Genomic DNA, 26,715 nt, shown 5'->3' with positions numbered 1-26,715 from the left:
TTCAATAGAATAAACATTTTCTCACCTTATTATTTACTCTAGGAGTTGCTGCTCATGACCACAACATTATTAGTTGCAGCATTACTAATGGGATTTTTTGGTTCACCGCATTGCTTAGGCATGTGTGGCGGACTGGTGAGCGCATTTGGACTATCAATGAAGGATGCTAGTCCTGCCAAGCGCCGTGGTTTGGTTGCTACCTATCATCTTGGACGTTTACTTAGCTATTCTTTTTTAGGTTTGATGGCAGGATTAATTGGCACAACCGTATTAGAGCCATTGATGAAAGGCAATAGTATGCCGCGTATTCTATTGGGTTTAGTGCTAGTACTTGTTGGCGTCACAATGTTGGGCGCGCCATTTTTAACCAAGCTTGAGCGCTTTGGTATGCGTTTTTGGCAAATCCTTGGACCACTACGCCAAAAGGTATTTCCACTCACTACCTTTCCACGTGCTTTAACTGCTGGTCTGCTATGGGGGTTTCTACCTTGTGGACTTGTGTATGGCGCCCTACTTATTGCAGTTGTCGCTCATAATCCTTTAGGAGGCGCAGCACTGATGTTTGTCTTTGGTCTAGGTACAGTGCCAATGTTAGTTGCTACTCATAAAACAGTCAGCTGGATGCGTGACAAAATTGGTCGCTTTCGCTTGCGCCAGCTAAATGGTGTAGTGATGGTACTATCGGGAATGGCTGTGGCGTTTGTGCCTATCATAATGACTAATATGCATGGTGGACATGATAGTGGCGCACAAATGAATCATGGTAGCTCTTCTGCTATGACCTCTGAAGCAGGCGACTCTACCCATCATGATATGAGCCAAATGGATTCTAATATGCATTATATAGATGCTGACTCCGAAACCATGAACCATTCTCAATAGTTGAGCTCAGAAAATACCAAAAGCCAATATCTTATAAGCATGTCGAAAAAAAGCCCGCAACGTTAATATCGCTGCGGGCTTTTTCTGACAACACTTAAGCTTTTAGTATTGATATAACTACTGTTGCCATTGCTCAAGGCTAAACTTAGTATCTAAGTGTTTCTCTAATGCAGGTAGATTAAAAGCATCATCTTCACTCACAAAGCTAATACTGATACCTGTTTGCCCAGCGCGCCCTGTACGACCAATACGATGTACATAGTCATCTGGCTGGTCCGGCAAGGTATAGTTAACCACATGACTGATATCGTCAACATGAATACCGCGCCCAGCTACGTCAGTTGCGACTAATATAGAGGCGTGACCGTCTTTAAAACGCTGTAAGTATTTTTCACGCTTCTGCTGAATCACGTCACCTGATAGCATAACAATTTTATGCGCTTGACGAAGCTTGTGATACAGACGCTTCACCTGATCCTTACGATTGGCAAAGACAATGACTTTTTCTACAGCGCTATCAGTAATAATACGCTGCAACGCTTCTAACTTTTGATCTTCTGTTAGTAAATAAAAATGCTGGTCTACTAGCTCACTAGTTTTGTGTTCAGGCTCAATTTCAACAAACTGGGGCTCATGTAACCAGCGATAAGCAAGGTTCATAACATCTTGATTAAAGGTAGCTGAAAACAGCAGGCTTTGACGATCAGTGTTAGCTGGCATGCGTCCAACCAAACGTTTAATATCGGGGATAAAACCCATATCAAGCATACGGTCAGCTTCATCTAACACAAGTACTTCTACACGATCCAAATAGACCATACCTTTATGCATAAGATCAATCAAACGTCCAGGTGTAGCCACCAAAATATCTACATATTGGCGCTCAAGCTCATGCTGTTGAGTCTCATAATTAGTACCACCCATAATACAGACACTATGTAGCTCGGTATATTTGGTCAATGCCACACAATCATCAAAAATCTGCTGCGCAAGCTCGCGTGTTGGTGCCATTATCACGGCGCGAGGCTCACCTAAATGACGCTCTTCTTCCTGACCAAAAGGACGCTTAAGTAAAGCTTCCATAATAGTAATCAAGAAAGTCGCAGTCTTGCCTGTTCCCGTTTGCGCCTGTCCAATCGCGTCTTGATGCGCTAATGTATGTGGTAATATCTGAGCTTGGATAGGCGTTAACTCGGTAAAACCCAAATCACTGATTGCTCGTAATGTTGGCGCTGAAAGTGGCAAATCAGTAAATGTCGTAAAATTACTCAAAAAATCATCCTTATGTATTGACAGTAGCAGACTCACAGCAAACCTTAACGTAGCTTTTAGATTTAGATAAAGCTGCTGGTATATGAATGCAGATGAATGCGGATAGATAACTGCAACTAATAATTAACGGCCTATGAAATATAGGAGCGTAAAAAAGCCAAGCCTAATGTCTATTCTTATCGATGTTGTAATAAACCCAATATCGATAAGAATAGACAGGCTTGACTCAGTAGTATATCAGCAGTTAGTAAAATCATTATAGCTAAACCACTATAATGACTGAATTGATCAGTCTTCTACTTTTCTAACCTCTTCAGCTTGTAGACCTTTTTGGCCTTCCACTACGTTAAACTCAACTTTTTCGCCATCTTTTAAAGAGCGATAACCATCACCTTGAATAGCGCGAAAATGGACAAAAATGTCTTCACCGCTATTACGTTGAATAAAACCAAAGCCTTTTGAGTCATTAAACCACTTAACGATACCTTGCTCACGATCTGACATAACATTGCTTCCTAAAATTACGCCTAGCCCCAACTTCCTTTGCGAAATTGCATATAAACGGGGTCTAAGATTATGAAATCAGAATTTAAATCAATTATTTAATCAATAACGATTTAAATACCATCATTTAAAAGTTGCGTTTAGAATATATAAGGACATTCATTTTCATCAAATAATAAGAATTTCTTCTTAGATGAAATAATCGCGCCTTAACGCACTTACTAGCGATGTTGCATCATCACTTAAGGATGATTGCTACTCATAATTGTTCCAAAAAGTAGCAGCAACAAAATCGCAAGATTCACTACTTAAAAATATCATAGCATGGGTTTTTAGCAACACAAAGTCATTTAACATGATTTTTGATGTTTAGGTAAGCTATCTATGTAATTTTTTATAAACTAACAATTGAGCTATTATGATAAAGTCCCATATCTAGCGTAACAGTTTAATCTCTTACTTATCCGTTATTTCAATGAATATTTCGTTTACAAGAGTATTAACGCAAAGGTAAGGTCTACAAAGGCATCTCTCACTAATGCATTGCCAAAGCATATGCAATCACCATAAAACCATGCCTGTGACATGATGCTAAAGATTTATTAGTAAACTATAGATGAGTTATAATTACAAACCCTATTAGACCTAATATTACATTCACCTAAATCTGTAGAGAAACTTATGAGCAACTCTTCTCCGTCAGCATCAGCTTCAAAAACAACAGTAGCAGACGCAACTGGTTCAGAAACAGACAATCTACAGACACGCAAAATACTACTCATTAATGGGGCAAACCTCAACTTATTAGGTAAGCGCGAGCCAGAAATTTATGGTCATACAACCCTTACTGATATCGAAAAACATTTAACAATAAGAGCAGCAAAGCATGGCATTGAACTTATTTGTATTCAATCCAATCACGAAGGACAGCTCGTTGATGCTATTCAGCATCATGGTTTGTTAGCTGATGCTGTATCACAAGTGGATGCTATCATCATTAATCCAGCTGCATTTACCCATACGTCAGTCGCTATTCGCGATGCTCTACTAGCCACTCAAAAGCCATTCATAGAGGTGCATCTATCTAATGTTCATGCACGTGAACCTTTTCGGCAACATTCTTACTTAAGTGATGTGGCAGTTGGAGTAATATGCGGTTTAGGCCATTTAGGCTATCAGATGGCACTCGATTATTGGCTGGTTAATTCGTACCGCATTGACTTGGACAATGACAGTTAAGTGGCATTATCGCATGCCTTAATACAGTCTTTAGAAAAACCCTAGCACGCTTTTGAAATGAAGGGTTTTATTGGCTGAAATATTGCATCAAATATGACTCGTTTTTTAATCAATCATTAATTTATAAGCAAAAAACAAAAAAATTCAATATACGGTGATATGAATGGCTAAATCGTCCGGAAAACGCTTTATGAAACTTGCTGGCATGACTGCAAGTATTGCAGGTAAAGCTGCTAAGAACTCGCTAAAGCACCTCTCTAGTGACGAAGAAAAACGCTTACAGGCACGCTCAGAGTTAATGCAAGATGTAGGTGTTCAAATCGCTGAAACGCTTGGTGAGATGAAGGGCGCTGTCATGAAAGTGGGGCAAATCGCCTCGCAATATAAAGATGTGTTTCCACCAGAGGTTGCAACGGCGCTTGAAAAGCTACAAAAAGATGCGCCACCCATGCCATATGTACAGATACGCACACAGGTAGAACGTGAGCTTAAGGCATCTATTAATGAGCTGTTTGCAGAATTCGAAGAAGTACCTTTTGCGGCAGCCTCCATTGGTCAAGTACATAAGGCTACTCTGCCCTCTGGCCAAAAGGTCGTAGTCAAGGTGCAATATCCAGATGTTGATGAGAATTGCGACAGTGATCTAAAGCAAGTACGCATGGCCTTAAAGATTGCTGGCGTTCTTAACATGAGTCGTGACCTGCAAAATCAGCTATTTGACGAGATACGTCAAAGCTTACATGATGAGCTTGATTATACTAAAGAGGCCCATAACTTACGGGTATTTGGGGCATTTCATGCTGAGGACAACGGTCTTATCATACCTAAGGTCATTGGTAGCCACTCTTCTAAACGAATTTTGACTTTGACAGAAGAGATGGGAGAGACGCTAACAGTAGCGGCGACATGGGATAATGATGTTAAGCAAAAAATAGCAGAGCGCCTGTTTCATTTTACAGCAGGCCAGCTATTTGGCTTATACCGGATGCACTGTGATCCTCATCCCGGTAACTTTGCCTTCCGCACTGATGGTAGCGTAGTAGCTTACGACTTTGGCGGTATTCGCAGCTATAGTGATAGTGAGGTGCAATTGTTTCGTAGGTTTGCTAAACATGCTATCAAAGGCGATGTGACGGCACTTGAACAAGATCTGATTGCACTGGGAATACGCCGGAATGATGATACCAATATTCCAGGCGAGTTTTACCAGCAATGGCTCGCTATTGGCTTGAAGCCTTTATCTATTAAGCCTCATCAAGATGGCCATTTTGATTTTTCTAGTAGTCAAGTGCACCACGAAGTTATTGCTCAAATGCGTACGTCTTTAAAATACTTTGCTCAATTTCAGCCTTCCGCCACTACCATGATGCTTGATCGTACCGTATCAGGACAGTACTGGAACTTAGTTAACCTCGGGGTGGAAATTGACTTATCATTGCTAACTAATGAATACATAGAGACCTAAAAAATCAATACTAGCGACCGTTAAACATGTAGCGCATGGCCACAGCGATCACAGAATGTCGCACCAACTGCATGACCAAACTTCCCACAGTTGGGACAAGTGATTGGATTGAGCTGTGGTCGCATATTACGTGCCAGCTCAGAGGTAAAAATCCCTGTTGGCACTGCAATGATCGAGTAACCAGTAATCATGACCATAGATGCAATTGCTTGCCCTAGTGGCGTTTTTGGTGATATATCACCATATCCCACTGTAGTCATGGTTACTATCGCCCAATAGATAGATAATGGAATACTGGTAAAGCCATTTTCTGGACCTTCCACAACATAGATAACCGAGCCAAAGATCGTTACTAATAAGACGAGCGATAAGAAAAATACCGTAATCTTTTGCTGACTGGTTCTAAGCGCAGAAGCCAAAAATCCAGCTTGTTGCATATACGCTTTGAGCTTGAGAACGCGGAAAATACGTAAAATACGTAAAATACGTATCACGAGTAAGTACTGCACACCCACAAACATTAGACTTAAATAGCTTGGTAATACGGATAATAAATCCACTATTCCAAAAAAACTAAAAACATAACGAATACGATTGGGTGCTGAGAATAACCTTAGAGCGTACTCAATCGTAAATAAAATCGTAAAAAACCATTCAGCGTAAAAAAACAGTGTGCCATATTGCAAACGCATGTATAGAACACTATCAAGCATTACGATAGCCACACTGGTCAAAATGGCAATCAATAGTACAATATCAAAAAGCTTACCCAAACGGGTATCTGTGCCTTCAATAGTAATGTGAATGCGGTTGCGTAAATGAGTAATGGCTTCAGCGGTTGGTTGCTTCATAGAATCAGTGGCTTCATAAAATCAGTGGCTTGATAGCATCCAATGATTTAAAGTGTGATGGATAAGCGCAAGTTATTCAAAATACGCAAAATTGGTTTATAATATTGGTCACTTATAGCAGTTATCACAACATATAAGTTGCCACAGTGTAGCAAAAAATAGCTCTTAGCAACATACAAATTGCTAACGTTAACGTAAGCTTATAACCTTACAACAGTACATTAAAAGCGCTAGTTAGTGTGAAATTTATAAGCTCCAAAAACATTCAAACATTGGTATAAAAAAGTATTTGTAATAGGTATGACTCACATTGAGCTCATACTAAAAAGTATATAGCACTTAAGGATATAATATGGCAGGTCATTCAAAATGGGCAAATATTAAACACCGTAAAGCCCGTCAGGATGCAGTAAAAGGTAAAGTATTTACCAAGATTATTCGTGAAATTGTTTCAGCTGCTAAGCAAGGTGATCCTGACCCTGACAAAAACCCACGTTTACGGGCCGTTATTGAAAAAGCCTTATCAGTCAATATGACCAGAGACACCATCAATCGTGCTGTTGATCGCGGTACTGGTGGCGGTGATACTGAAAACATGGATGAGATCAGCTATGAAGGCTATGGTATCGGTGGCGTCGCAGTACTGGTCGAAACCATGACCGACAATGTTAATCGCACTGTCAGTGAAGTGCGCCATGCCTTTACCAAGTACGATGGCAATCTTGGTACTTCAGGTTCAGTCGCTTACCTTTTTAATAAGCGCGGCGAAATCACTTTTAATGATGTAAGCTTAGAAGATGAAGTTATGCTTGCTGCATTAGATGCAGGCGCACTTGATATTGAAAATGATGGTGAAAGCCTGCTTGTCATCACTGAGTGGGAAAGTTTCGGTCAAGTCAAAGATGCTCTCAATGCTGCAGGTCTGGTATCTGATAATGCTGAAGTGACTATGTCACCATCGACCAGTGCTGAGATTGATAATATCGATGATGCCGAAAAAGTCATGAAGATGATTGACATGCTAGAAGACATAGATGATGTACAAGAGGTTTATAGCAATGTGAACTTCTCTGCTGACGTGATGGCACAACTTGAGCAATAGTTTCTGTCCAGCAATAACTTACCAGTAATAAATGATCGATCACTCATAAAAAGAGCCAAACGTTTTTAGCGTTTGGCTCTTTTTTAATGCGTTTTAACAATGCATCTAACAATACATCCAATAACCGTTCATCTAAAATCTCTTAAACTAGGTTTTATCCTTTACACCTTCAAGCGCTAATAAATACTCTTTTTTGTCCAGCCCGCCAGTATAGCCACCCAGCTTACCATCGCTGGCAATCACTCGATGACAGGGAATGACGATACTAAAAGGGTTTTTGCCGTTAGCGTTTGCCACTGCTCGGAATCCTTTAGGGTTACCAACACGCTGAGCAAGCGTTGCATAACTTATCGTTTCGCCATGCGCAATATCTTGTAATGCTCGCCATACTTTTTGCTGAAACTCAGTGCCTAAAGATATATCTAATGACAAATCAAAAGCGTCACGTCTACCATCAGCATACTCATTAAGCTGGCCGATGGCAGCTAATAGTAAAGATTGAGAGGCATCTTTACTATTTAATTCATCTTCATCTATAAATATAAAATCATCCTCGCTAAGCTTATAGTGCTTTTTGAGCTTAGTAAATGATTTAGAGTGACGCCATGACTGGCCTTTTAATAGCCAATTAACTTCAGCAAGCTGAGCAATATCATTCTCATTAGCGCTTGCCATTAAAATTAGTCGATGTTGACCAAAACTCGTTGTAGTGACTATCATAGTTACCTCCAACCTAGCTCTAATGAAATGATACTCAATTTATGAAAAATCTTAACTTTCATCCGTATCGAACAATGCTGCAACGAACTGCTTAGGGCTAAAGGCACGTAGATCATCAATGGACTCGCCAACACCAATGTAGCGGATAGGCACATCAGTAGTTTCAGCAATATTAAACACGACCCCGCCTTTGGCAGTACCATCTAATTTGGTAATAGTAATACCTGTCAAAGGCACGACTTTATTAAATAGCTCAACTTGATTGATAGCATTTTGTCCTGTACCAGCATCCAGAACAATCATACCTTCATGCGGCGCGCTTGGATCGGCTTTACGCATGACGCGCACGACTTTTTCAAGCTCCGCCATTAGATGCGTTTTATTCTGCAAGCGACCAGCAGTATCAGCAATTAACACATCGATATTTTTAGCCTTAGCAGACTGCATGGCATCAAAGATAACAGAGGCGCTGTCTGAGCCGTGACCTTGCGCTACGACTGGAATACTATTACGCTCACCCCAAATTTGCAGCTGCTCGGTCGCGGCCGCACGGAACGTATCACCCGCAGCCAGCATGACCGATTTGCCCTCACCTTGTAGACGTTTGGCAAGTTTTCCAATAGTCGTCGTTTTGCCAACACCATTAACGCCTACAACTAAAATAACAAAAGGTTTTTTGCTGGTGTCGATGACCAGTGGCGCAACTTTTGGTGTTAAGATATCGACCAACTCACTTTGCAACGCTTTATACAATGAATGTGCATAGATTAAGTCCCCACGTGCTGTCTGCTCGGTTAGACTCTTAATAATGCGGTTGGTTGCGTTTACACCAATGTCAGCGACCAACAGTTGATCTTCGACTTCTTCTAACAGCTCATCGTCGATCTCTTTACCACCGATAAGAATACTGACCATACCTTCCGCTAAATTCTTACGTGACTTACTCAGCCCTGACTTCATGCGGTTGAACCAGCTGCCTTTTTGACGACCTTGGGTTTCATTTTCTTGCTCGTCTTGAGGCATACTGGGTGCAGCTTGTCTCATAGGAACGCTAGATTCAGGTACACTAGATTCAGAAACGCTAGCTTGACTTGCACTGTCAGGATTGATATTTCCAGTACTGCCAGATTGAGGGTTAGCGGCTCGAGATTTATTGCTGGAATTGTCGCTCCACTGATCTTGTAGCGGCATTTTTGGTACAGCAGTACGATTAGTCTTATTGTCGATCTTATCGTTACTCACCACTGTATCTTCGCTCGTATGCTGTCCTGCAGGCATGACGATTGGCGCACCTAAAGCTATCTGTTCTGCAGCATCTGCACTTGATACATCCGTATTTGCTGTATGACTAACACCATTACCTTGCTCATCAGCCTTAATTGCTGTTTCAACTTCATCGACACCAAAATCATCAATAATGGGGACTGATTGCGTCGGTAGACTCGGTAAGGTAATATCATCGTCATCTAAATCATCAAGGCTGCCATCAAGATTGATGACCACACGGTTGGCATTATTCGGATTATTCATAAGCTTGCCCTAAAAGTTATCAATGTCAGTAATTTATTTATTGTGCAATGAATATCATTATATTTAATATCATTAAAACGAAAGCTGGTTTTTGTGCTAGTTTAGCATAATTCAAGTGTCGCTCAGCGCTGTCCGTGATAGCGAATGATAAAGTAATAGCCGATTTGTAAGAAAGCTTGGTTAAGGTTCAGACACAAAAATCTGACTTTGGTAAGGTCAAATTTCGCTACAGTCTATTTAATACCTGCCTGCTCTGAGCAATCAATTAGCCGTTCGGTCTTTTTATTCACTGAATAGGAATAGCCATGCCTCCTCTAAAACAAACTTGCTTTTTAAAGCATATACACTTGCCAAAGCGACAATATCCATCAAACGGCATAAGATCTGATATTAAGCCTATTCCTAAGAGGCATTTTATTTATAGAAAGGCTAATGCGCTCAGCCTGTTGCTTCTTATAGCAGCCCTGTCTTTTTCAACTGTAGGTTGTGCTACTTTGCAAGCACTAGAGCCAACAGCTGATTTAATTAATGACTTAAAAAAGATTTTGTAATAATTTTCATTGCCAGTCTATGGTGTGTCATCAATTAGGATATCTATACATTTGGTGGTCTTACCTCTAAAGGTGAGCTTAAGAAAGCTCTTTTTCTAAAACTGTCTTCTAAAATCAGGAATACTTATGTCATCGATAATACCAACTCAGAAAACCAATTATAAACCTGTACCAACGGTTTCTCATTTGAAACTTGTTATAAATATTGGAATCGCTATGGTTATTTCCATCCTATTATTATCAATCGTAGGCTGTAGTACGACACAAGAATTCAAACCAACAGCCAGTGTGATTGTTGGTGGACATAAATCTTTATAACGCTTGCGATTGTTATCTTTAAGACAACAATATTATTTTATAGTTTTTAATAAGTCATCGTCTTTGATAAGGCGTCATTTTTTATAAGTGGAACATACCATGCCCTTGTCTTCACCATTACCTATTATATCGTTACGTATGGCCTGCGCCTTAGCACTCGCCACTACTCTAACTGCATGTCAAACCAGTGGTCTGAAACAAACAGCTGAGCCTGACACAGTAACTGCTAAGCCATCCATGAGTTCGGATCTGACTATCGATATGTCAGGTCGACATGAATATCAGTTAGAAAATGGGCTCAAGATAATTATCAAAGAAGACCATCGGGCGCCAGTAGCGATGACGCAGATCTGGTATCGGGTTGGCTCTGCGGATGAGCCGTTAAATAAAGGTGGCATCTCGCATTTGCTCGAACATATGATGTTTAAAGGGACAGCTGACGTTTCAAGCGATGATTATGAGCGCTTGATTGCAAAGTTTGGCGGCGTTAATAACGCTTTCACCAGCTACGATTACACTGGCTACTACGAGCTTTTTCCCGCTAATAGAATGGCTTTAGCTTTGGAATTAGAAGCGGATCGCATGAAAAACTTAGTTTTTGATGAAAAAGCTTTTACTAAAGAGCATCAAGTAGTCATGGAGGAACGTCGTCAACGTACTGATGACAATCCACTTGCCAAAGCTTATGAGTCGTTTCGCCTGTTGGCTTTACCTGATAGTCCTAAAGGTGAATCTGTCATCGGGCCAATGAGCGAGCTTGAATCCATTAAACTGACAGAATTAAAAGATTGGTATAAGACTTGGTATGCACCCAATAATGCAACCTTAGTTATCGTCGGCGACGTTGAGCCAAAAGAGGTCTTAGCACAAGTCAAACGCTACTTCGGTGATCTGCCTGCCAGCAAATTACCCACACGCCCTGCGGTCAAACAGCAAGGCTTCCGTGGTTATCAAAAAGTTGACTCTGAGCAAGCGGTACAAGTGCCTGTATTGTTGATGGGTTACAACGTCCCTAGCCTATCGACTGTTGGCGCGAACAATGAAAAGCAAGCTTATGCGCTATCACTTGCCCAAGATGTGTTAGATGGTGGTCTATCAGCGCGTTTAGAGAGTCGACTCATACGCGAGCAAGGTTTGCTGACCACAGTCGGTACTTCTTACGACTTACTTGATCGCGGTGATGGACTGTTTTTAATACAAGCAACGCCGCGTGAAGGCGTAAGCTTAACCCAAGCACAAGAAGCTATCACAGCTGAAATCAATAAGCTTACTACTGATCCTATTAATGCTGATGAAATCAGTCGTGCTAAGACCAATACCGTTACAGGTTTGGTATATGCGCAAGACAGTATGGAAGGCCAAGCACGGATGATAGGCTCGCTACAATCTATAGGGCTGGATGACAGATTGCTTGCAAGCTTACCTGCCAAGCTTGATGGTGTGAGCATCGCTGATATTCAGGCTGCTAGTAAAAAGTATCTTGTAAACGATAATCTGACCGTGATGCATATCGTACCGCCTAAACAAAAGACAGATGAAACTAAAACAAGCAAGGCACCAACAAGCAATTAATAATCAATGCTTGAAATTCGGTATTTAAAACTTAGTACTTAGAATAAATTGCTAATGTTCGTTATAGTTTTGCGCCATCCTTCTTTCCTAAGAAGCCTATAGTTTAAGAACATCTATAAGAAGAAAGATATGACTCAGAAAACTTTTATATTCATGATCAAAAGAACGCTACCACATCCAGACTCAACCCGGTCTCAATCTATTTGCAAGTCTCATCTTAGTGCTAGCATTCTACTAGGCTTAACAGCGTTTATTGCTCCCGCTTATGCAGACTCAGTCGGTGCTGAAGAATATCGTGAGCCCGCTGCTGCGGTCGATGTAAACGCGCCCATTGCAGCATTGGCTAAGCTTACCAGTCTTAACAACGTTAAACCTTTACAAGTAACAGTACCAACTATCGAACACTTTAAAACGACAGCCGGCGTGCCCGTATCTTTTGTACGAGCAACCACGTTACCTATCGTAGATATTGATTTACGTTTTAATGCTGGTAGTGCACGCGATGGTAATATACGTGCGAATGGCTTTGGCATTGCTAATATGACCGCTACGATGCTCACGCAAGGCACTGAGAGCTTGAACGAAGATGACTTTACGCGAGCGGTTGAAACATTAGGGATTGATTTAAATAGTAGTGCGTATAAGGATATGTTTATCGTCTCGCTACGTAGCTTATCTGATGATGCTCATCTACTACCAGCCATCGATTTGATGACGCAAATGCTGACACAGTCCAACTTTGATCAATCAATTTTAGCGCGTAACAAAGCACGTCTATTAGTCGGTCTGCAACAGCAGAAACAAGATCCTAATAGCCTTGCCAGTCTGGCTTTTGATAACGCTCTATATGGCAGCCATCCTTATGCCCATCCTTCGTCAGGTACGCTTGAAACAGTACCCAGTATCGAGAAAAAAGACCTAACTGACTTTCAAAATCGCTACCTTGTCGCTGCTAATGCTTCATTAGCAATGACTGGCAACTTGACGCTCGCTCAAGCCAAAAAAATCGCTGAAGACATTACTACTAATTTACCTATAGGCAAGGCCGCCAATGCTTTACCCGAGCCAAAACCACTCACCCAAGCAAAGAATATTCACATCCCCTTTCCTAGCAGCCAAACCACAGTACTAATGGGACAACTAGGTAGTAAGCGTGCTACCGACCCTCAAGCGCAACAGCAACAAACCAATTTTGCTATTGGCAATGAGGTATTAGCAGGCGGTAATTTTAATGCGCGGCTGATGACTGAGATACGTCAAAATCTAGGTTATACCTATGGTATATCAGGCTCTATGAGTCCAATGCTAACTCGTGGCCCTTACCAGATAGGTTTTTCAACCCGCAATGACAAGGCTCGCGATGCTATTGATGCCAGCTTAACGGTCATTAATGATACGTTAGATAACGGGATTAACAATGATGAGATGCGTCTAACCACGGACAATATGAAGAATAGCTTTCCGATGAGCTTTGCAAGTAATGCGGGAATTAATGGTTTGCTGGGAATGATGAACTTCTATCAACTGCCAGATAATTATCTGACGGATTATATGGCACGTATTGAGAACGTTAAACTATCAGGAGTGAATCAGACTATGCGCGATACTCTTAATCCAGATAAATTCTTGATTGTGACAGTTGGACAGGACGATCCTTGGCAAACCAAAACGATCAAATCTGAGTAATTTTTTAGCAGGCGCTTTTGATATAAGTTAAGAAAACAAGGTTACGGATACTTAATCCGTAACTGTTATCGCAACGTCGTAGCTTAAGCGTTCAGGCTTGTATGTAGCGCCATTATAGGCTAATCGGATTACATGCTTATCATAAGACTTTACTTGATACTCGCCATTAGCGAAGTTATGCATAGTGGGCACAATCAGTAGGGCTTCTATTTGTCCATTATCGACATCGACATCAATGCGCTGTCCAGCCTCTAAATATAAAAAATAGTCACAATAGTCATTAACCATCACTTCGGCAACACGCTTAATATCGTTGTTACCCATGTCTTTTTGCAATAGTTTGGGACAAATATCTGCACGATTTGCAGCTAACCTTGCATACGAGTTGGTAATATTATCCTCAATATTGGCAACTTCTAACTGTTTTTGCTGCGCCAGTGATGCATCTGCTTGACTATCCGTAGGCATTTCTGGACTACAAGAGTTGCTAAGTAGTACCAACAAGATAGCAACAACAACCAACATAAGACGTAAAGTGTTTGATTGAGAATTAAGTGTATTGCTCAAATTAAACCTACGTGCGCCTGATATTATCGACCGAAAACCCTTCATAAATCCCGCTTGTATCAAACTCTTGAACCTTGTTTATGAAACAAGGAACTTGTATAAAATGTAGACAATTATTTGTGATTATTAGAACATAGTTTGGGACAATATTACTAGTTTTTAATGACTTATAGGTCTAACCAAATAGCTATATGGGATCTATCAACCGCTCTCAATCATATTTGATCAGCTCAATATCAAAGACTCCAGTAGTTAGGCTTAGTTTTTTAAATTATGGCGCTGTTTAAATTTAATAGCGACATGAGGAGCTACTACTGGCATGATTAAAACCCCACTTTCGATAACCTTGCGTATCTAGATGTATTGCGCCCGTTGAGTACAATCCTAAGCCAAAATTATGAGACTGACCTTGATATTGCCAAAATTGACATAGACCGTCTTGCAAGTTACTCAGTAGCCAAAAATTATCATCGTATTCAGGCACCCAAATATCTATTGCCCCTGCGGTCATATGTTTGCTGCTATTCGCACCACCCGCACAACCATTCAATCCTGGGCTACGATATGCTGAACGTATTTTACTACTTGCAGGCAGGATACCTTGGTTCTTTAAATTACTATAAAGCCGCAAAGTAGGTACTATATTTGACCACAATTCTTGTGGGGGCAGCTGATAAGGCTCATAACCACACTTGTCCCAGCTACGTGCAGTAGTAAGAAGCTCTTCAAGTGGTGGAACGTTTCGGGCACCAATCTGTGAGCTTAAATAACGTTGAAAATTTGCCACTTCTTGAGCACGAAAGCTGTTGCTGTTTAACCAACCATTGAAGTCCATATCAACCATACTGTTATAAGTATTACTGGCTGTGTTGTACTTAGGATTGTAAGTCACACGTTTAAAGTCAGAAGTACTATAATTTGGACTGCGAGTATTCACGCTCACACGTTTATTCTCTTCTATTGATACCTTAGAATCGGACTCATATTCGCGTTGTTTTTGGTTAATCAAACCTTGCATACTATCGCCACTTAACACAGGCGATTTATGGTTAACGCTAGCAGAAGGCGCGATATAGGCATTACTACTGCTATCACTAGCATGACGCACTTGAATACGACGCTCGCTACTGTCATTTAAAATAGCAGCATGTCCAATAACGCTGCTACTACAAACGATAAAGGCAACTAAAGGTTTTATAATTGATGTCATATGAAATTTCAGATTTATAGAAGGGTAAATATCTTTCGGGTAAATAGAAAAATTGGCCTGTTTACATTTAGGCTTATAGGAAAACCTATGAATACTATTATTTACATGGGTCATGTGAGCAGTTATCACTAATAAATATTTTATCGATACTATCAAATTTTACGCAAGCAGGCTAAACTATCGCCCCTGATAATAGCTAATAATTTTGTTATTAACATTTATCATCATCATTTTTTATAATCACGTTACTCTATTACTATCAAGTCACCCTATTGTTGTTATTTTCTACGATAGCTATACGATAATAATGTCTTAAAACTAGGTATCTTGCTACATCAAAGATACTTTTAGTAGAATTATTATATTTACCATACCTTATTTTTGATTGCTTTTTTATAGTTAGTGTTCAGATTTATGATAATAGTTAATAAAAAGCATTCTTAAACTGTCTCTTTTAATATACTTCCTTTTATTACAGTCACTTTTGCCTATGTCTTCTAATCCACAATATCGCTTTTCACGCCAAAGCCATCATTTCGGCCAACGTCATGAACGAACGCTGTGGCAGCGTATTCATATAGACCCATGGCTGACTGTACTGTTATTGCTGATTTGCTGTATTGGCCTGACTATCTTATATAGTGCTTCAACCCAAGACGTTAGTATGGTTGTCCGACAAATGGTAAGCTATGGAGTGGCTTTTACAGTCATGTTTATTATGGCGCAAGTGCCACCTAGCATCTATCGCACCTTTACTCCTGTTTTTTATGTGTTAGGACTGATACTACTGGTATTGGTTGATATTATTGGCGAAGTAAGGATGGGAGCACAGCGCTGGATTAATTTGCCAGGTTTTGGCAGCGTACAGCCATCAGAGTTTATGAAACTGGGTATGCCAATGATGTGTGCATGGTTCTTATCCAAACGTGAACTACCGCCATCATTTTCAAGTGTAATAATAACTTTGGGCATTATCATTGTACCGGTAATACTGATCGCAAAAGAGCCAGATCTTGGTACTTCACTACTCGTTGCAGCAAGTGGGCTCTTTGTCCTGTTTTTGGCAGGTCTTTCATGGTGGATGATTTCAGCAGCGCTAGCGTTAGCCATACCCTTTGTAACCTTTGCATGGTATTTTTTATTACACGATTACCAGCGTACGCGAGTGTTAACCCTTTTTAATCCTGAAGATGACGTACAGGGAGCGGGTTGGAATATTATTCAGTCTAAAACTGCCATCGGTTCTGGAGGACTATCAGGTAAAGGTTATCTAGACGGTACACAATCACAACTGCACTTTTTGCCTGAAGGTCACACTGACTTTATCATTGCTGCTTTCTCAGAAGAATTTGGCCTATTCGGTGTGATACTACTTATGCTGATATATGCTTGCCTATTAATACGTGCACTATATATTGCTTTTACCCACCCTGATACCTATAGCCGCCTATTAGCAGGTGCTATTGCGATGTCGTTTTTTGTCTATGTATTTGTGAATGTTGGCATGGTTGGAGGCATTCTACCTGTTGTTGGCGTTCCCTTACCTTTCGTTAGTTACGGTGGTACTGCAATTGTAACCTTAATGGGCGGGTTTGGACTTTTGATGTCCATTCATACTCACAAAGCTGATTAGTCAAATTGTCCTGATAGCTAATATATCAAAACCATACTCCGCCCTGCTCATAAGCTTATGTAGCAGTATTTTTTACTTAAGCTAAATAATATAGTGTGAGTATGAATTAATAATTAACTATAGTTCAAAAAATATGTCTTATATAAATATTGGCTTTAAGATTATAAAAATTGCAATCTAATGGTTAAAAGAACCAGAATTATAAATATAAAGAAGTAAAAATACAGATAACAATTTATATTAGATTGTTTATATTCAAAATAAAGCATATATTAAAAAGTATTATGAGTATCCGATATAAATAACATCAATTCAAAAAACAAACATTTATAAAAAATATTTATTTAGTAAATAAAAATATTCCTTATAAAAATCACACTATTATCATAAAAAATAATGTTATCTAAGACGCTGTTATTGTTACAGAAATATGTAGAAAGTTACCTGTTTATATCTTTAATACATTTGTCATTAATAACAATCATCATTAAACTTTAATCCTTGTTTTTTACAAAAATTTGCGTTACTCTCTTTTTACTACTCTTTGATACATAACATGTACAGAGTTGCTAATAAACTTTGCATTCAATTATATTTCGGTCGTAGCTGCTCCGTATAGTGAGCATCTAGCTTTTCAAAGGCACTACTTAAGTTAACGTATTCATAACAAAATAAGATAGTAAAACTTTGAATTCTTAATTAGTAGCTTTACATTGAAAATTTGCGAAATGAAAATTACCCATGTTTTGAGACTTATCCAGCCATTGCTCATATCCTATGGTACTTACATAGATGACGAGCATGCATGATCTGTAGCGTTATCAGAATTACTTTATTCTGTTGTGCTCAACCCTAGGTTTTGGATACTATGTCTTAATATATAAGTTATAGAGGTATCTATGAATAAGCGTCTATCTGGTTTACTTACAATGTCAGTGTGTTTGTTTGCTGGCTCTGCAATAGCATCTAATGCCAATGCCGTAGAAGCAAAAACATCCCTTGCGACCTTGTCTCAAGATAACGCCTCCCATATTGATCGTGTACTTGGTGAGCTTACTCGCCAACATGATAATGCTTCAAGCTTAGTAAAATCTGCACGTCAGCCAGCATCGTTAGCTATTAACAGCTCTCTATTGGCCAATGATACTAGTCAAGTCACTGATGATGAAGATGTATTAGAGCGACTGACTGCTGTGGCCTCTAATTCTGTCAGCAAGTTCAAACAAACTGGTCTCGCCTCTTGGTATGGTCGTAAGTTCCATGGCCGTAAAACTGCCAGTGGCGATACTTTTGATATGAATGGTCTGACAGCTGCTCATCGTTCTTTGCCACTAAACTGCTATGTAAAAGTAACCAATAAAACTAATGGCAAAAGCGTAGTAGTAAAGGTAAATGATCGTGGTCCATTCCATGGTAATCGCGTTCTAGATTTGTCTTATGGTGCAGCTAAACGTTTAGGTATCACTAGTAAAGGTGTTGGCAACGTTTCAATTGAACGTGTTTCAGGTCCATAGTTTTTTAGGTTATAGTTTTAAATACTCAATTAAAGTTACAGACTTAGAAAAACTAGCAATTCAAAATATATAAAGCATATTAAAAATATAAAAAAGTTCCAAACTCAAGTGAGTCTGGAACTTTTTTTATGGATGCTATTATTAAGAAAGTTTTACTCAGATGAAGACTAAATCTCGAAGGCTATCTCTATAGCATCATCCAAACGCTCTACAGCGTGTACAGTAATACCTTTGAACTGCGGCGAGTTGCTGGCAGGTGCATTTGATTTAGGAATGATAGCATGAGTAAATCCATGTTTCATGGCCTCTTTTAGGCGTTCTTGACCGTTCGGTACGGGTCGAATCTCTCCCGACAAGCCCACCTCACCGAATACTGCCAATGATGACGGCAAAGGCTTTTCTCTAATACTAGAGGCACAAGCTAATAGCACTGCCAAATCCGAACCCGTCTCTATCACTTTAACCCCGCCAACCACGTTGACATAAACGTCTTGTCCGCTAGTGTGAATACCACCATGACGGTGCATAACCGCGAGCAGCATTGATAGACGCTGAAAATCAAGCCCCAAAGCCATACGTCTTGGCTGTCCTTGAGAGTCATCAACCAGTGCTTGCACCTCAACCAATAGTGGACGTGTGCCCTCACGGCTAACCATAACCACTGAGCCAGCAACTGGCTTATCATAGCGGCTCAAAAATATGGCCGATGGATTGGCGACTTCTTTGAGACCCATGTCAGTCATACCAAAGATACCCAGCTCATTAACGGCGCCAAAGCGGTTTTTGACGGCACGAATCATACGAAATCGTGAGTCAGACTGTCCTTCAAAGTATAAAACTGTGTCCACCATGTGCTCAAGTACTCTTGGACCTGCCAATGTACCTTCTTTGGTCACATGACCCACTAGAAACAAAGCAGTCCCAGTCTGTTTGGCATAGCGAGTCAAAATAGCTGCCGACTCTCGAATTTGGCTGACACCGCCAGGAGCTGAATTAATCGCATCCGTATAAATGGTCTGAATCGAATCAATAATTGCAATAGCAGGCTGCTCTTGAGTTAGTGCGGCGCAAATGGTCTCTACATTGGTTTCAGCCAGAACTCGCAAACGATCAGCAGGTAAATCTAAACGTTTGGCTCGCATCGCCACCTGTGCCAATGACTCTTCACCAGTTACATAGAGCGCACTACCCGCTAACGAATCTGCACGTGCCATATTGGTCGCCGTTTGCAGCAAAATAGTAGATTTTCCAATACCAGGATCACCACCTATCAGCACCACAGAACCGGCAACCAACCCACCACCTAATACTCGGTCAAACTCGCTAATACCTGTTGGCAGACGTGTGTCTAACCCTACACTAACGGCATTAAGAGGCATGACAGCACTATGCGTTCCTGAATAATTTCCTGTTGGAGCACCACCATTTGCGCCACGCGGCGTTGCTCTATTGGCTGCGGGTTTAGAGGTATTTTTATTATGATGCGGCATACTAACATTTGGGGCTTCTATTAAACTGTTCCATTCGCCGCAATCAGAGCACTGTCCCGACCATTTACCAAAATGTGCACCGCAGTGCTGACAGACATAGCTACTTTTATTTTTTGCCATCGTGTATGCGCCCTGTTTAGGTTGCGAAATAGAGAGAGATTAAGATAGTTTTATTTATATAGGATAAGTCATCATAAATTATGATAAACCAATAACCGCTTCGATAAAAAAGAATGAAGGTTGGTAATGCAGACGTGAAAGTGCAGAGTTAGATGAATTAATTATAATAGTTAAATTGGGTTAGTAAATAAAAACTCAAGATGTATCGAATACTATAAAAATATTTTTAACCGCTCATCTATAGTTCTTATTTATGAGTTATAGATGAGCGGCTACGCACAGGATTACCTATACTTGAAAGTCTTTACCTAAATAGACTGATTTTACTAGCTCATTATCTAATACTTCACACGATGTGCCTTCAGCGATAATGGCACCTTCTGAAACAATATAAGCTTTATCACAAATGGCTAAGGTATCACGAACGTTATGATCGGTGATTAGTACGCCAATACCGCGATTTTTTAACGCCAGAATAACGTCTTTGATATCACCAACAGAGATAGGATCAACCCCAGCAAAAGGCTCATCTAATAAGATAAACTTAGGGTCAGCTGCTAAAGCGCGTGCAATCTCACAACGGCGACGCTCACCGCCTGAGACACTCATCCCTAGGGATTTACGTACATGCTCCAAATGGAACTCACCGATTAATTTTTCAAGCTCTTGTCGCTGTTCGGCGGCTGATAACTCTTTACGAGTTTGCAAAATAGCCAAGATATTATCTTCGATGGTTAGCTTACGAAAAATAGAAGCTTCTTGTGGTAAGTAGCCGATACCAGCACGAGCTCGCTCATGCATAGCATACTTAGATAGGTCCATTTTTCCTAAGGTAACGCGGCCCTTATCCATATTGACCAAACCGACTACCATATAAAAGCTGGTTGTCTTACCCGCACCGTTAGGCCCTAGCAAGCCAACGACTTGTCCTTGCTCAACAGAGAATGAGACATCTTTAACTACCCAGCGCTTACCATAGCGCTTACCTAAATTTTGCATCGTCAGACGCTCGACTACAGGCATAGTTGTACTGTTTATTACAGACGTATTCTGACTATCAAGACTGCTGTTAAAACTGCTGCTATCACTCATACGATACTCATACTAATGCAAAATTTAGGCGCTTATAAAAACTGAAAAAACCATCCTAGCGTATACCGCTTTGGTTGGTATTATTACTGGGTGGAAGTACCAGTTCAACACGCTGATTGCCACCAGCTGTCGCTTCCACATCTCCGGCTTTCAGGCTATAACGAATCACATTACCAGCAAAGCTAGCCCCATTTTGAACCAGTCTTGCATTACCAGTTAAGGTAATAATACCGCTCACCGCATTATAATCAATCTTGTTTGCTTGACCTTTTGCTAGCCCTTTTTCTTGAGTGATGACTTGTTGCATCGTTGCTGGACGTCCAGTTGCCACTGCCGAATTAATGCTACGCTGTTGAGATAAATTTACGGTTATATCATCAGCGGTAAGCTTTAGTGTACCTTGAGTAATAATGACATTACCCGAGTAACTAGTGACACCAGTACGCTCACTATAGGTTGCTTTATCTGCCAATAACTTGATGGATTGATTGGCATCTGATGGTAACGCATGACTATATAGCGGTAATGCTAATAGCATGGTTATCGGTAAAATACGTAAGAATTGTGGCACTTGATTGCAACGAATAGCAGGCAAAAATTTAGGTTTCATAAGCAGTTACTCTTTTATAATTGGGAGGTAATGAGTAGTAGAAAAGCAAAAGCCGTTAGGTAACTAAACTAAATTAATAAAGTTAAATATCGAGTAGTAATAAGTGAGTCACTTATTAGGCAGTTTATTACGATTACCTTTACCCTCTATTTTAAACTATCTGAGGCTATCATACGTACTATACAAGATATTAAAATAATGCCTGATCTTGACGCTCAGCTGGCGTAAAGGTCACAGCCACTTGCCCAAATTCATATTCACCAGTCTCAAGATTGGCTTTCATACTTGAAGCCTCAAAACGATTCATACCCTGCTCAACTTTGACTGACTCATCGCTATAGACTTGGCGTGATTTAGTATTACCTTTGAGCGTCTGACCTGTGACTTTGATAGGTTCAATATCTGATGCCACACCAGCTTTGTCTTCACTAACCAAGGTAAAGCCACCAGATAAACGCAGCTCGCCTGTTTGTTGATTAATAGTAGCACTGCCGGCTTGAATCTTATAACGCTGCTCATCAGATGGCTCCCAATTCATGGTGATACCTGACATCTCATCTTGATTGGTCACTGGATTATGTGTCAGTGAGTCAGCATTGAGCTCGTATTCAGTCTCGCCTTGTTCATTCGTTTGTACCGCTTTGATATCGGTCGCTTCATAATCAACTTCAGAAGCTTCTATATTTACTGGTGGCGTAATCTTACCTTGTTGCTGAAAAAACCAACCAGCGATACCGGCAATGATTAACGCTAAGATAATTAAAACACGAGTATTCACGACAAGTTGTCCTGCGCTTGTGCCTCATCAAGCGTATAGTACGCGATAAAGTCTTGATAATGTCCATGACCTTTTAAAATAAGATCACATACTTCACGTACCGCCCCTGTACCACCTGCGCGCGTAGTCACCATATCACTGCGATTGATCACTTCGGCATGTGCATTAGGCACTGTCGCAGCAAAGCCAACCGTTTGCATGGCTTTAATATCAGGTAAGTCATCACCCATATAGGCACAATCGGCAGCGGTAATATTTAGCGCTGGATCTAGTGTCGAAAGCAGCTCTGTTAAGGCGATAAGCTTATCGTCACGGCCTTGAACCACATAGTCAACGCCCATCTCAGCAGCGCGTTTATTAACCATAGCACTACTACGACCAGTAATAATAGCGGTTAAAACACCATAACGTGCCAAAGACTTAACCCCAACGCCATCTTGAACTGAGAATGCTTTGGTCTCAATGCCGTTAGCATCATAGATAATCTGACCATTCGATAAGATACCATCAACATCCATCACAAGCATCTTAACTTGTCCGGCTTTTTTGATTAAGTCTTGCATAATTTATCTCTTATGAAGTTTTTTATTTAATTTCAAAATCTATTCAGTTTAAGTTATTACTTGACACCTGCTTGTAGCAAGTCATGCACCGTGATAATGGCTTCTAAACGTCCTTCCTCATCTATCACCAACAACTGACTGATCGCATTTTCGTTCATTACACTTAACGCATCCGATGCGCGCATTGTTTTGCTCACTTGACGTGGATTAGTACTCATCACATCATGTATTGGGATAGCAAGATCGATACCCTTTTCTAAGCCACGGCGCAAATCCCCATCTGTAAATACACCAACGACTTTTTTCTCATCGTCGGTCACCACTGTCATACCTAAACGGCCTGCCGACATGATAAACAGCGCATCTTGTAATGGTGCTTTTTGATTGATGAGAGGCAAACTTTCTACGTTACTATGCATTAAGTCCTCCACCCGTGTTAAGAGCTGTCGACCAAGTGCGCCTGCTGGATGTGACAACGCAAAATCTTCTGAGGTAAAGTTGCGAGCGTGCACTAAAGCGACAGCTAATGCATCTCCCAGCGCTAAAGTGGCCGTAGTACTAGAAGTAGGAGCCAGATTAAGCGGGCAAGCCTCTTGTGACTTACCAAGCGTTAATACAATATCAGCTGCACGCGGTAGCATGCCACGTTTATCTCGGCTAATACTAATCAGCGGAATACCCAAACGTTTCACCACTGGCAATAGCGTCTTAATCTCATCAGATTCACCAGAGTTAGAGATGGCAAGTAGCACATCGCCTTTTACAAGCATCCCTAAATCACCATGACCCGCTTCGCCAGGATGCATAAAAAACGCTGGCGTTCCAGTCGAGGCAAACGTCGCTGCTATTTTGCGTCCAATCAACCCCGATTTGCCCATACCAGTCACGACTACTCGACCCTTACAAGCCAAAATAATATCACAAGCTTGCGCAAACCTATCGTCTATTTGCTCAGTTAACAATGCCAGTGCTGCCATTTCAGTATTGATGGCATCAATAGCAGTGGTTATAAATTGGGCATGGGTAAGGTTTTTTGCGCAATTGCTCATGATTTGACTCGATACTTATAATGGATACCGTATTTTACTATATTGAGAGTAATATTAATAATACAGCCTAGAAAAGTTTAATAGTGCGCCAGATTAATAACAGAATAGCGATAGTGGCAGTAGTATCGCTATGGTTTGTATAATACTCATCTGATTTATACAAAAAAGACCCACTCAATAGCAGGTCTTTTTTATTAATAAAGGCGAATACTAACGATACTATACGCCTTCATATGTATCTTCGATTAATTGTTGTTATTGTTATCAATATCATCATTTGGTTTATCTTCAGTGTCAGTGCTTTCTGCTGGATTTTCAAATCCACGATCTTGACCAAAACCACCACGCTCAAACCCGCGATCCTGACCTTGACCTAAACCGCCACGTTCAAACCCACGATCTTGACCTTGGCTGAAGCCACCACGATTAAAACCGCTACGATTAGAAGCAAAACCGCGTTCTTCAAAACCGCTAGCTGCACCTGCAGTGCTACCACGCTCAAATCCGCTACTGGTACTACCACCTTGATATCCAGCGGCACCTTGAGTCTGCATGCTACTACCTGTAGTCGCCGTTGTACTCGTGCCTCGTGGATTACGAGCTGGCACTACAGTTGAGATAGCATGCTTATAAACCATTTGACTGACAGTATTCTTAAGTAAAACAACATATTGGTCAAATGATTCAATCTGGCCTTGCAATTTAATGCCGTTGACCAAAAAAATAGACACCGGAATGCGGTCTTTACGTAGTGAGTTTAAGAACGGATCTTGTAATGTTTGTCCTTTTGACATAAAAACTCTCCTAAATATTATATAATTATATTATAAGTGCTTGTTTAATTATAATGGTTAGAGGAAGATACAATAATAAGTTTTACTAATAAAACGTATCTAAATAAGCACTAATTTTTCTTGAGTAATTCTACTTTATCTTGAATGCCACATTATTGTAAATAATTAAGTAACCAGTTGTTTCTATGGTAGTTTTTATTAGAAAAAAACACTTTAATGTAACAACCAATTAGCAATAGTCAACATAACCTGCCTATAAATGGTAGGTTACCAAATTATAACAGCTATCTAGACTACACTTTGAAACTTATTGTGATTTATTTTTATTGTCGATATCAACTTATAAAGCATGTTGTTTACTACTGATAGCATATGTACTTAATGTCATGTACCGTTTTTCAGATAGTATCAACGATTAGTATTAATTAATAATCAACGTAGATATTCACCAGCTTGCGCCATGGTCGTAAATGATGGTATGACGATTTTGTTATTTTTATCATCACCTGTTGAATCAGTATTAATAATCGGTAATTGAGTTAACTTACGAAGCCAAGTGTATTGACGCTTTGCCAATTGCCTTGTAGCATATAATGCCTTATTTTGCATTTGATAACAAGCAAGCGCCTCAGCCTGACTATTAAGCATTGATGACTGTGCTTGCGACTGAAACGCGATATTCTGTTTCATGTTTTGATTGGCTAATTCTTCGGGTTCACCAAAGGCATCATTGAACTGAGCTTTATCCAAATGCGGTTGCTCAAATATTGGATGATTAGTATGTACTAGGTATTCTAATACTTGACGATAGCCAACGCAGCGCATAGAAGGCAGATTTGGTGTCAGTGGATACTGCTCAAGCAAGCTAACTACTTCAGTTACTAGCCCCTCATTCCACATGATATCTAAACGCTGTGCGATGCGCTCATGTAACCATGGGCGATCAGGCATCACTGCTAATGCATGCCACTGCTGATTGGGATTGTGCGCCAATGCTTGCTTAGGCTTATGCTGCCACTCACTGATAGGAATGTCTGTTTGCAGATATACCTCAATAGCGCGAGTAATACGTTGAGTATCAGTGGCATTAAGACGCTGATAACTTATCGGATCAACCTCACCCAGATAGTCATATAGCTCACTAATGCCCTCTTCCTGTCGCCACTGCTCTACGCGTACGCGAACACTATCATCGCTATCAGGTACTGGAGATAGCCCATCCAGTAGCGCCATGTAATACATCATGGTGCCGCCGACTAGTAAGGGTATCTTGCCGTTCTCGTGACAGCTATCAATCAAACGGGCGACATCGCTGACGAACTCAGCGACACTATAGCTCTGCATAGGATCAATAATATCAACTAAATGATGTGGATAGCGCGCCAGCTCAGCAGTCGTTGGTTTGGCTGTACCGATATTCATATCACGATATATTAGAGCCGAATCTACTGAGATTAGCTCATAACGACCTGTATCGTACAACTCATAAGCCAGTGCAGTCTTACCGCTCGCGGTTGGTGCCATCAAGCAAACCACGCTATTATCCGCTAAATTGGGACTCAAGCTACGGGATGAGCTATCAGACGAATATCGCATAGGGATG

24 protein-coding genes are annotated in these 26,715 nt (G+C 40.5%); 9 read left to right on the top strand and 15 right to left on the bottom strand.

Features of this window, described 5'->3' with window-relative positions:
* Window positions 1-54: 54 nt before the first annotated feature.
* Window positions 55-882: a sulfite exporter TauE/SafE family protein gene (locus AK825_RS06080; protein ID WP_068035433.1), complete on the top strand. Its 828-nt coding sequence runs from the start codon at window positions 55-57 to the stop codon at window positions 880-882.
* A 117-nt stretch (window positions 883-999) separates the two neighbouring features.
* On the opposite strand, the gene AK825_RS06075 is transcribed toward AK825_RS06080, so the two are convergent.
* Both AK825_RS06075 and AK825_RS06070 read right to left on the bottom strand, forming a co-directional pair.
* Complete coding sequence (locus AK825_RS06075) at window positions 1,000-2,154, bottom strand: DEAD/DEAH box helicase (RefSeq protein ID WP_068035431.1); 1,155 nt, start codon at window positions 2,152-2,154, stop codon at window positions 1,000-1,002.
* A 288-nt stretch (window positions 2,155-2,442) separates the two neighbouring features.
* Window positions 2,443-2,658, bottom strand: coding sequence for a cold-shock protein (locus tag AK825_RS06070; RefSeq protein WP_068035429.1), 216 nt, complete (start codon window positions 2,656-2,658; stop codon window positions 2,443-2,445).
* Window positions 2,659-3,339: 681 nt separating this feature from the next.
* On the opposite strand from AK825_RS06070, the gene aroQ reads away from it, so the two are divergent.
* Both aroQ and AK825_RS06060 read left to right on the top strand, forming a co-directional pair.
* Window positions 3,340-3,897, top strand: coding sequence for a type II 3-dehydroquinate dehydratase (aroQ, locus tag AK825_RS06065; RefSeq protein WP_068035427.1), 558 nt, complete (start codon window positions 3,340-3,342; stop codon window positions 3,895-3,897).
* 163 nt (window positions 3,898-4,060) lie between these two features.
* Window positions 4,061-5,362, top strand: a complete 1,302-nt coding sequence (locus tag AK825_RS06060) for an AarF/ABC1/UbiB kinase family protein (protein WP_068035425.1) — start codon at window positions 4,061-4,063, stop codon at window positions 5,360-5,362.
* A 20-nt stretch (window positions 5,363-5,382) separates the two neighbouring features.
* Here the strand turns inward: AK825_RS06060 and AK825_RS06055 are convergent, their stop codons facing one another.
* On the bottom strand, window positions 5,383-6,213 hold the full coding sequence (locus AK825_RS06055; RefSeq protein WP_068035423.1) for an ion transporter: 831 nt from the start codon (window positions 6,211-6,213) through the stop codon (window positions 5,383-5,385).
* A 352-nt stretch (window positions 6,214-6,565) separates the two neighbouring features.
* On the opposite strand from AK825_RS06055, the gene AK825_RS06050 reads away from it, so the two are divergent.
* On the top strand, window positions 6,566-7,315 hold the full coding sequence (locus tag AK825_RS06050) for a YebC/PmpR family DNA-binding transcriptional regulator (protein WP_068035420.1): 750 nt from the start codon (window positions 6,566-6,568) through the stop codon (window positions 7,313-7,315).
* 147 nt (window positions 7,316-7,462) lie between these two features.
* Here AK825_RS06050 and AK825_RS06045 read toward each other — a convergent pair whose 3' ends face one another.
* Together AK825_RS06045 and ftsY are read right to left on the bottom strand one after the other, a co-directional pair.
* The gene (locus AK825_RS06045) at window positions 7,463-8,035 is read right to left on the bottom strand and encodes a methylated-DNA--[protein]-cysteine S-methyltransferase (protein ID WP_068035418.1); all 573 of its coding nucleotides are present in this window, start codon (window positions 8,033-8,035) and stop codon (window positions 7,463-7,465) included.
* Window positions 8,036-8,086: 51 nt separating this feature from the next.
* On the bottom strand, window positions 8,087-9,058 hold the full coding sequence (ftsY, locus tag AK825_RS06040) for a signal recognition particle-docking protein FtsY (protein ID WP_227514145.1): 972 nt from the start codon (window positions 9,056-9,058) through the stop codon (window positions 8,087-8,089).
* A gap of 812 nt (window positions 9,059-9,870) precedes the next feature.
* Here ftsY and AK825_RS06035 point away from each other — a divergent pair.
* The 3 genes from AK825_RS06035 to AK825_RS06025 all read left to right on the top strand — a co-directional run bounded on the left by AK825_RS06035 (window position 9,871) and on the right by AK825_RS06025 (window position 13,692).
* Window positions 9,871-10,116 (top strand): hypothetical protein, encoded by a 246-nt coding sequence (locus AK825_RS06035; protein WP_068035413.1) that lies wholly within the window; start codon window positions 9,871-9,873, stop codon window positions 10,114-10,116.
* 417 nt (window positions 10,117-10,533) lie between these two features.
* Window positions 10,534-12,006 (top strand): pitrilysin family protein, encoded by a 1,473-nt coding sequence (locus tag AK825_RS06030; protein WP_149031846.1) that lies wholly within the window; start codon window positions 10,534-10,536, stop codon window positions 12,004-12,006.
* A 129-nt stretch (window positions 12,007-12,135) separates the two neighbouring features.
* The gene (locus tag AK825_RS06025) at window positions 12,136-13,692 is read left to right on the top strand and encodes a pitrilysin family protein (protein WP_082787187.1); all 1,557 of its coding nucleotides are present in this window, start codon (window positions 12,136-12,138) and stop codon (window positions 13,690-13,692) included.
* Window positions 13,693-13,743: 51 nt separating this feature from the next.
* On the opposite strand, the gene AK825_RS06020 is transcribed toward AK825_RS06025, so the two are convergent.
* Window positions 13,744-14,259 (bottom strand): hypothetical protein, encoded by a 516-nt coding sequence (locus AK825_RS06020; RefSeq protein ID WP_068035412.1) that lies wholly within the window; start codon window positions 14,257-14,259, stop codon window positions 13,744-13,746.
* Window positions 14,260-14,548: 289 nt separating this feature from the next.
* Complete coding sequence (locus AK825_RS06015) at window positions 14,549-15,469, bottom strand: D-Ala-D-Ala carboxypeptidase family metallohydrolase (protein ID WP_068035410.1); 921 nt, start codon at window positions 15,467-15,469, stop codon at window positions 14,549-14,551.
* A 490-nt stretch (window positions 15,470-15,959) separates the two neighbouring features.
* Here AK825_RS06015 and rodA point away from each other — a divergent pair, with 490 nt between their 5' ends.
* Together rodA and AK825_RS06005 are read left to right on the top strand one after the other, a co-directional pair.
* Window positions 15,960-17,102: a rod shape-determining protein RodA gene (gene rodA, locus AK825_RS06010; RefSeq protein ID WP_068035408.1), complete on the top strand. Its 1,143-nt coding sequence runs from the start codon at window positions 15,960-15,962 to the stop codon at window positions 17,100-17,102.
* Window positions 17,103-18,001: 899 nt separating this feature from the next.
* Entirely contained in the window at window positions 18,002-18,616 is a 615-nt protein-coding gene (locus AK825_RS06005) for a septal ring lytic transglycosylase RlpA family protein (RefSeq protein WP_068035406.1), read from the top strand.
* Between the two features lie 167 nt (window positions 18,617-18,783).
* On the opposite strand, the gene radA is transcribed toward AK825_RS06005, so the two are convergent.
* The 8 genes from radA to miaA form a co-directional block, all read right to left on the bottom strand.
* Window positions 18,784-20,226, bottom strand: a complete 1,443-nt coding sequence (gene radA / locus AK825_RS06000) for a DNA repair protein RadA (RefSeq protein ID WP_068035404.1) — start codon at window positions 20,224-20,226, stop codon at window positions 18,784-18,786.
* Window positions 20,227-20,514: 288 nt separating this feature from the next.
* Window positions 20,515-21,249, bottom strand: a complete 735-nt coding sequence (gene lptB / locus AK825_RS05995) for an LPS export ABC transporter ATP-binding protein (RefSeq protein ID WP_203226527.1) — start codon at window positions 21,247-21,249, stop codon at window positions 20,515-20,517.
* A 124-nt stretch (window positions 21,250-21,373) separates the two neighbouring features.
* Complete coding sequence (gene lptA / locus AK825_RS05990) at window positions 21,374-21,928, bottom strand: lipopolysaccharide transport periplasmic protein LptA (RefSeq protein WP_068035400.1); 555 nt, start codon at window positions 21,926-21,928, stop codon at window positions 21,374-21,376.
* A gap of 190 nt (window positions 21,929-22,118) precedes the next feature.
* Window positions 22,119-22,706 carry an LPS export ABC transporter periplasmic protein LptC gene (lptC, locus tag AK825_RS05985; RefSeq protein WP_068035397.1) on the bottom strand — a complete coding sequence of 196 codons (588 nt, stop codon included), beginning with the start codon at window positions 22,704-22,706 and terminating at the stop codon, window positions 22,119-22,121.
* Window positions 22,703-23,269: an HAD hydrolase family protein gene (locus AK825_RS05980; RefSeq protein WP_068035395.1), complete on the bottom strand. Its 567-nt coding sequence runs from the start codon at window positions 23,267-23,269 to the stop codon at window positions 22,703-22,705. The genes lptC and AK825_RS05980 overlap by 4 nt, the downstream gene beginning before the upstream one ends.
* A 56-nt stretch (window positions 23,270-23,325) precedes the next feature.
* On the bottom strand, window positions 23,326-24,318 hold the full coding sequence (locus tag AK825_RS05975) for a KpsF/GutQ family sugar-phosphate isomerase (RefSeq protein ID WP_068035393.1): 993 nt from the start codon (window positions 24,316-24,318) through the stop codon (window positions 23,326-23,328).
* Window positions 24,319-24,563: 245 nt separating this feature from the next.
* On the bottom strand, window positions 24,564-25,112 hold the full coding sequence (gene hfq, locus AK825_RS05970) for an RNA chaperone Hfq (protein WP_068035391.1): 549 nt from the start codon (window positions 25,110-25,112) through the stop codon (window positions 24,564-24,566).
* Window positions 25,113-25,544: 432 nt separating this feature from the next.
* Entirely contained in the window at window positions 25,545-26,708 is a 1,164-nt protein-coding gene (gene miaA, locus AK825_RS05965; protein WP_068035389.1) for a tRNA (adenosine(37)-N6)-dimethylallyltransferase MiaA, read from the bottom strand.
* Window positions 26,709-26,715 lie beyond the last annotated feature (7 nt).

The sequence above is a fragment of the Psychrobacter sp. P11G5 genome (genome assembly GCF_001593305.1).
Lineage (GTDB): Bacteria > Pseudomonadota > Gammaproteobacteria > Pseudomonadales > Moraxellaceae > Psychrobacter.
Note: the sequence above shows the minus strand (reverse complement) of the source record. Positions and strands in the feature narration are given on the sequence as shown.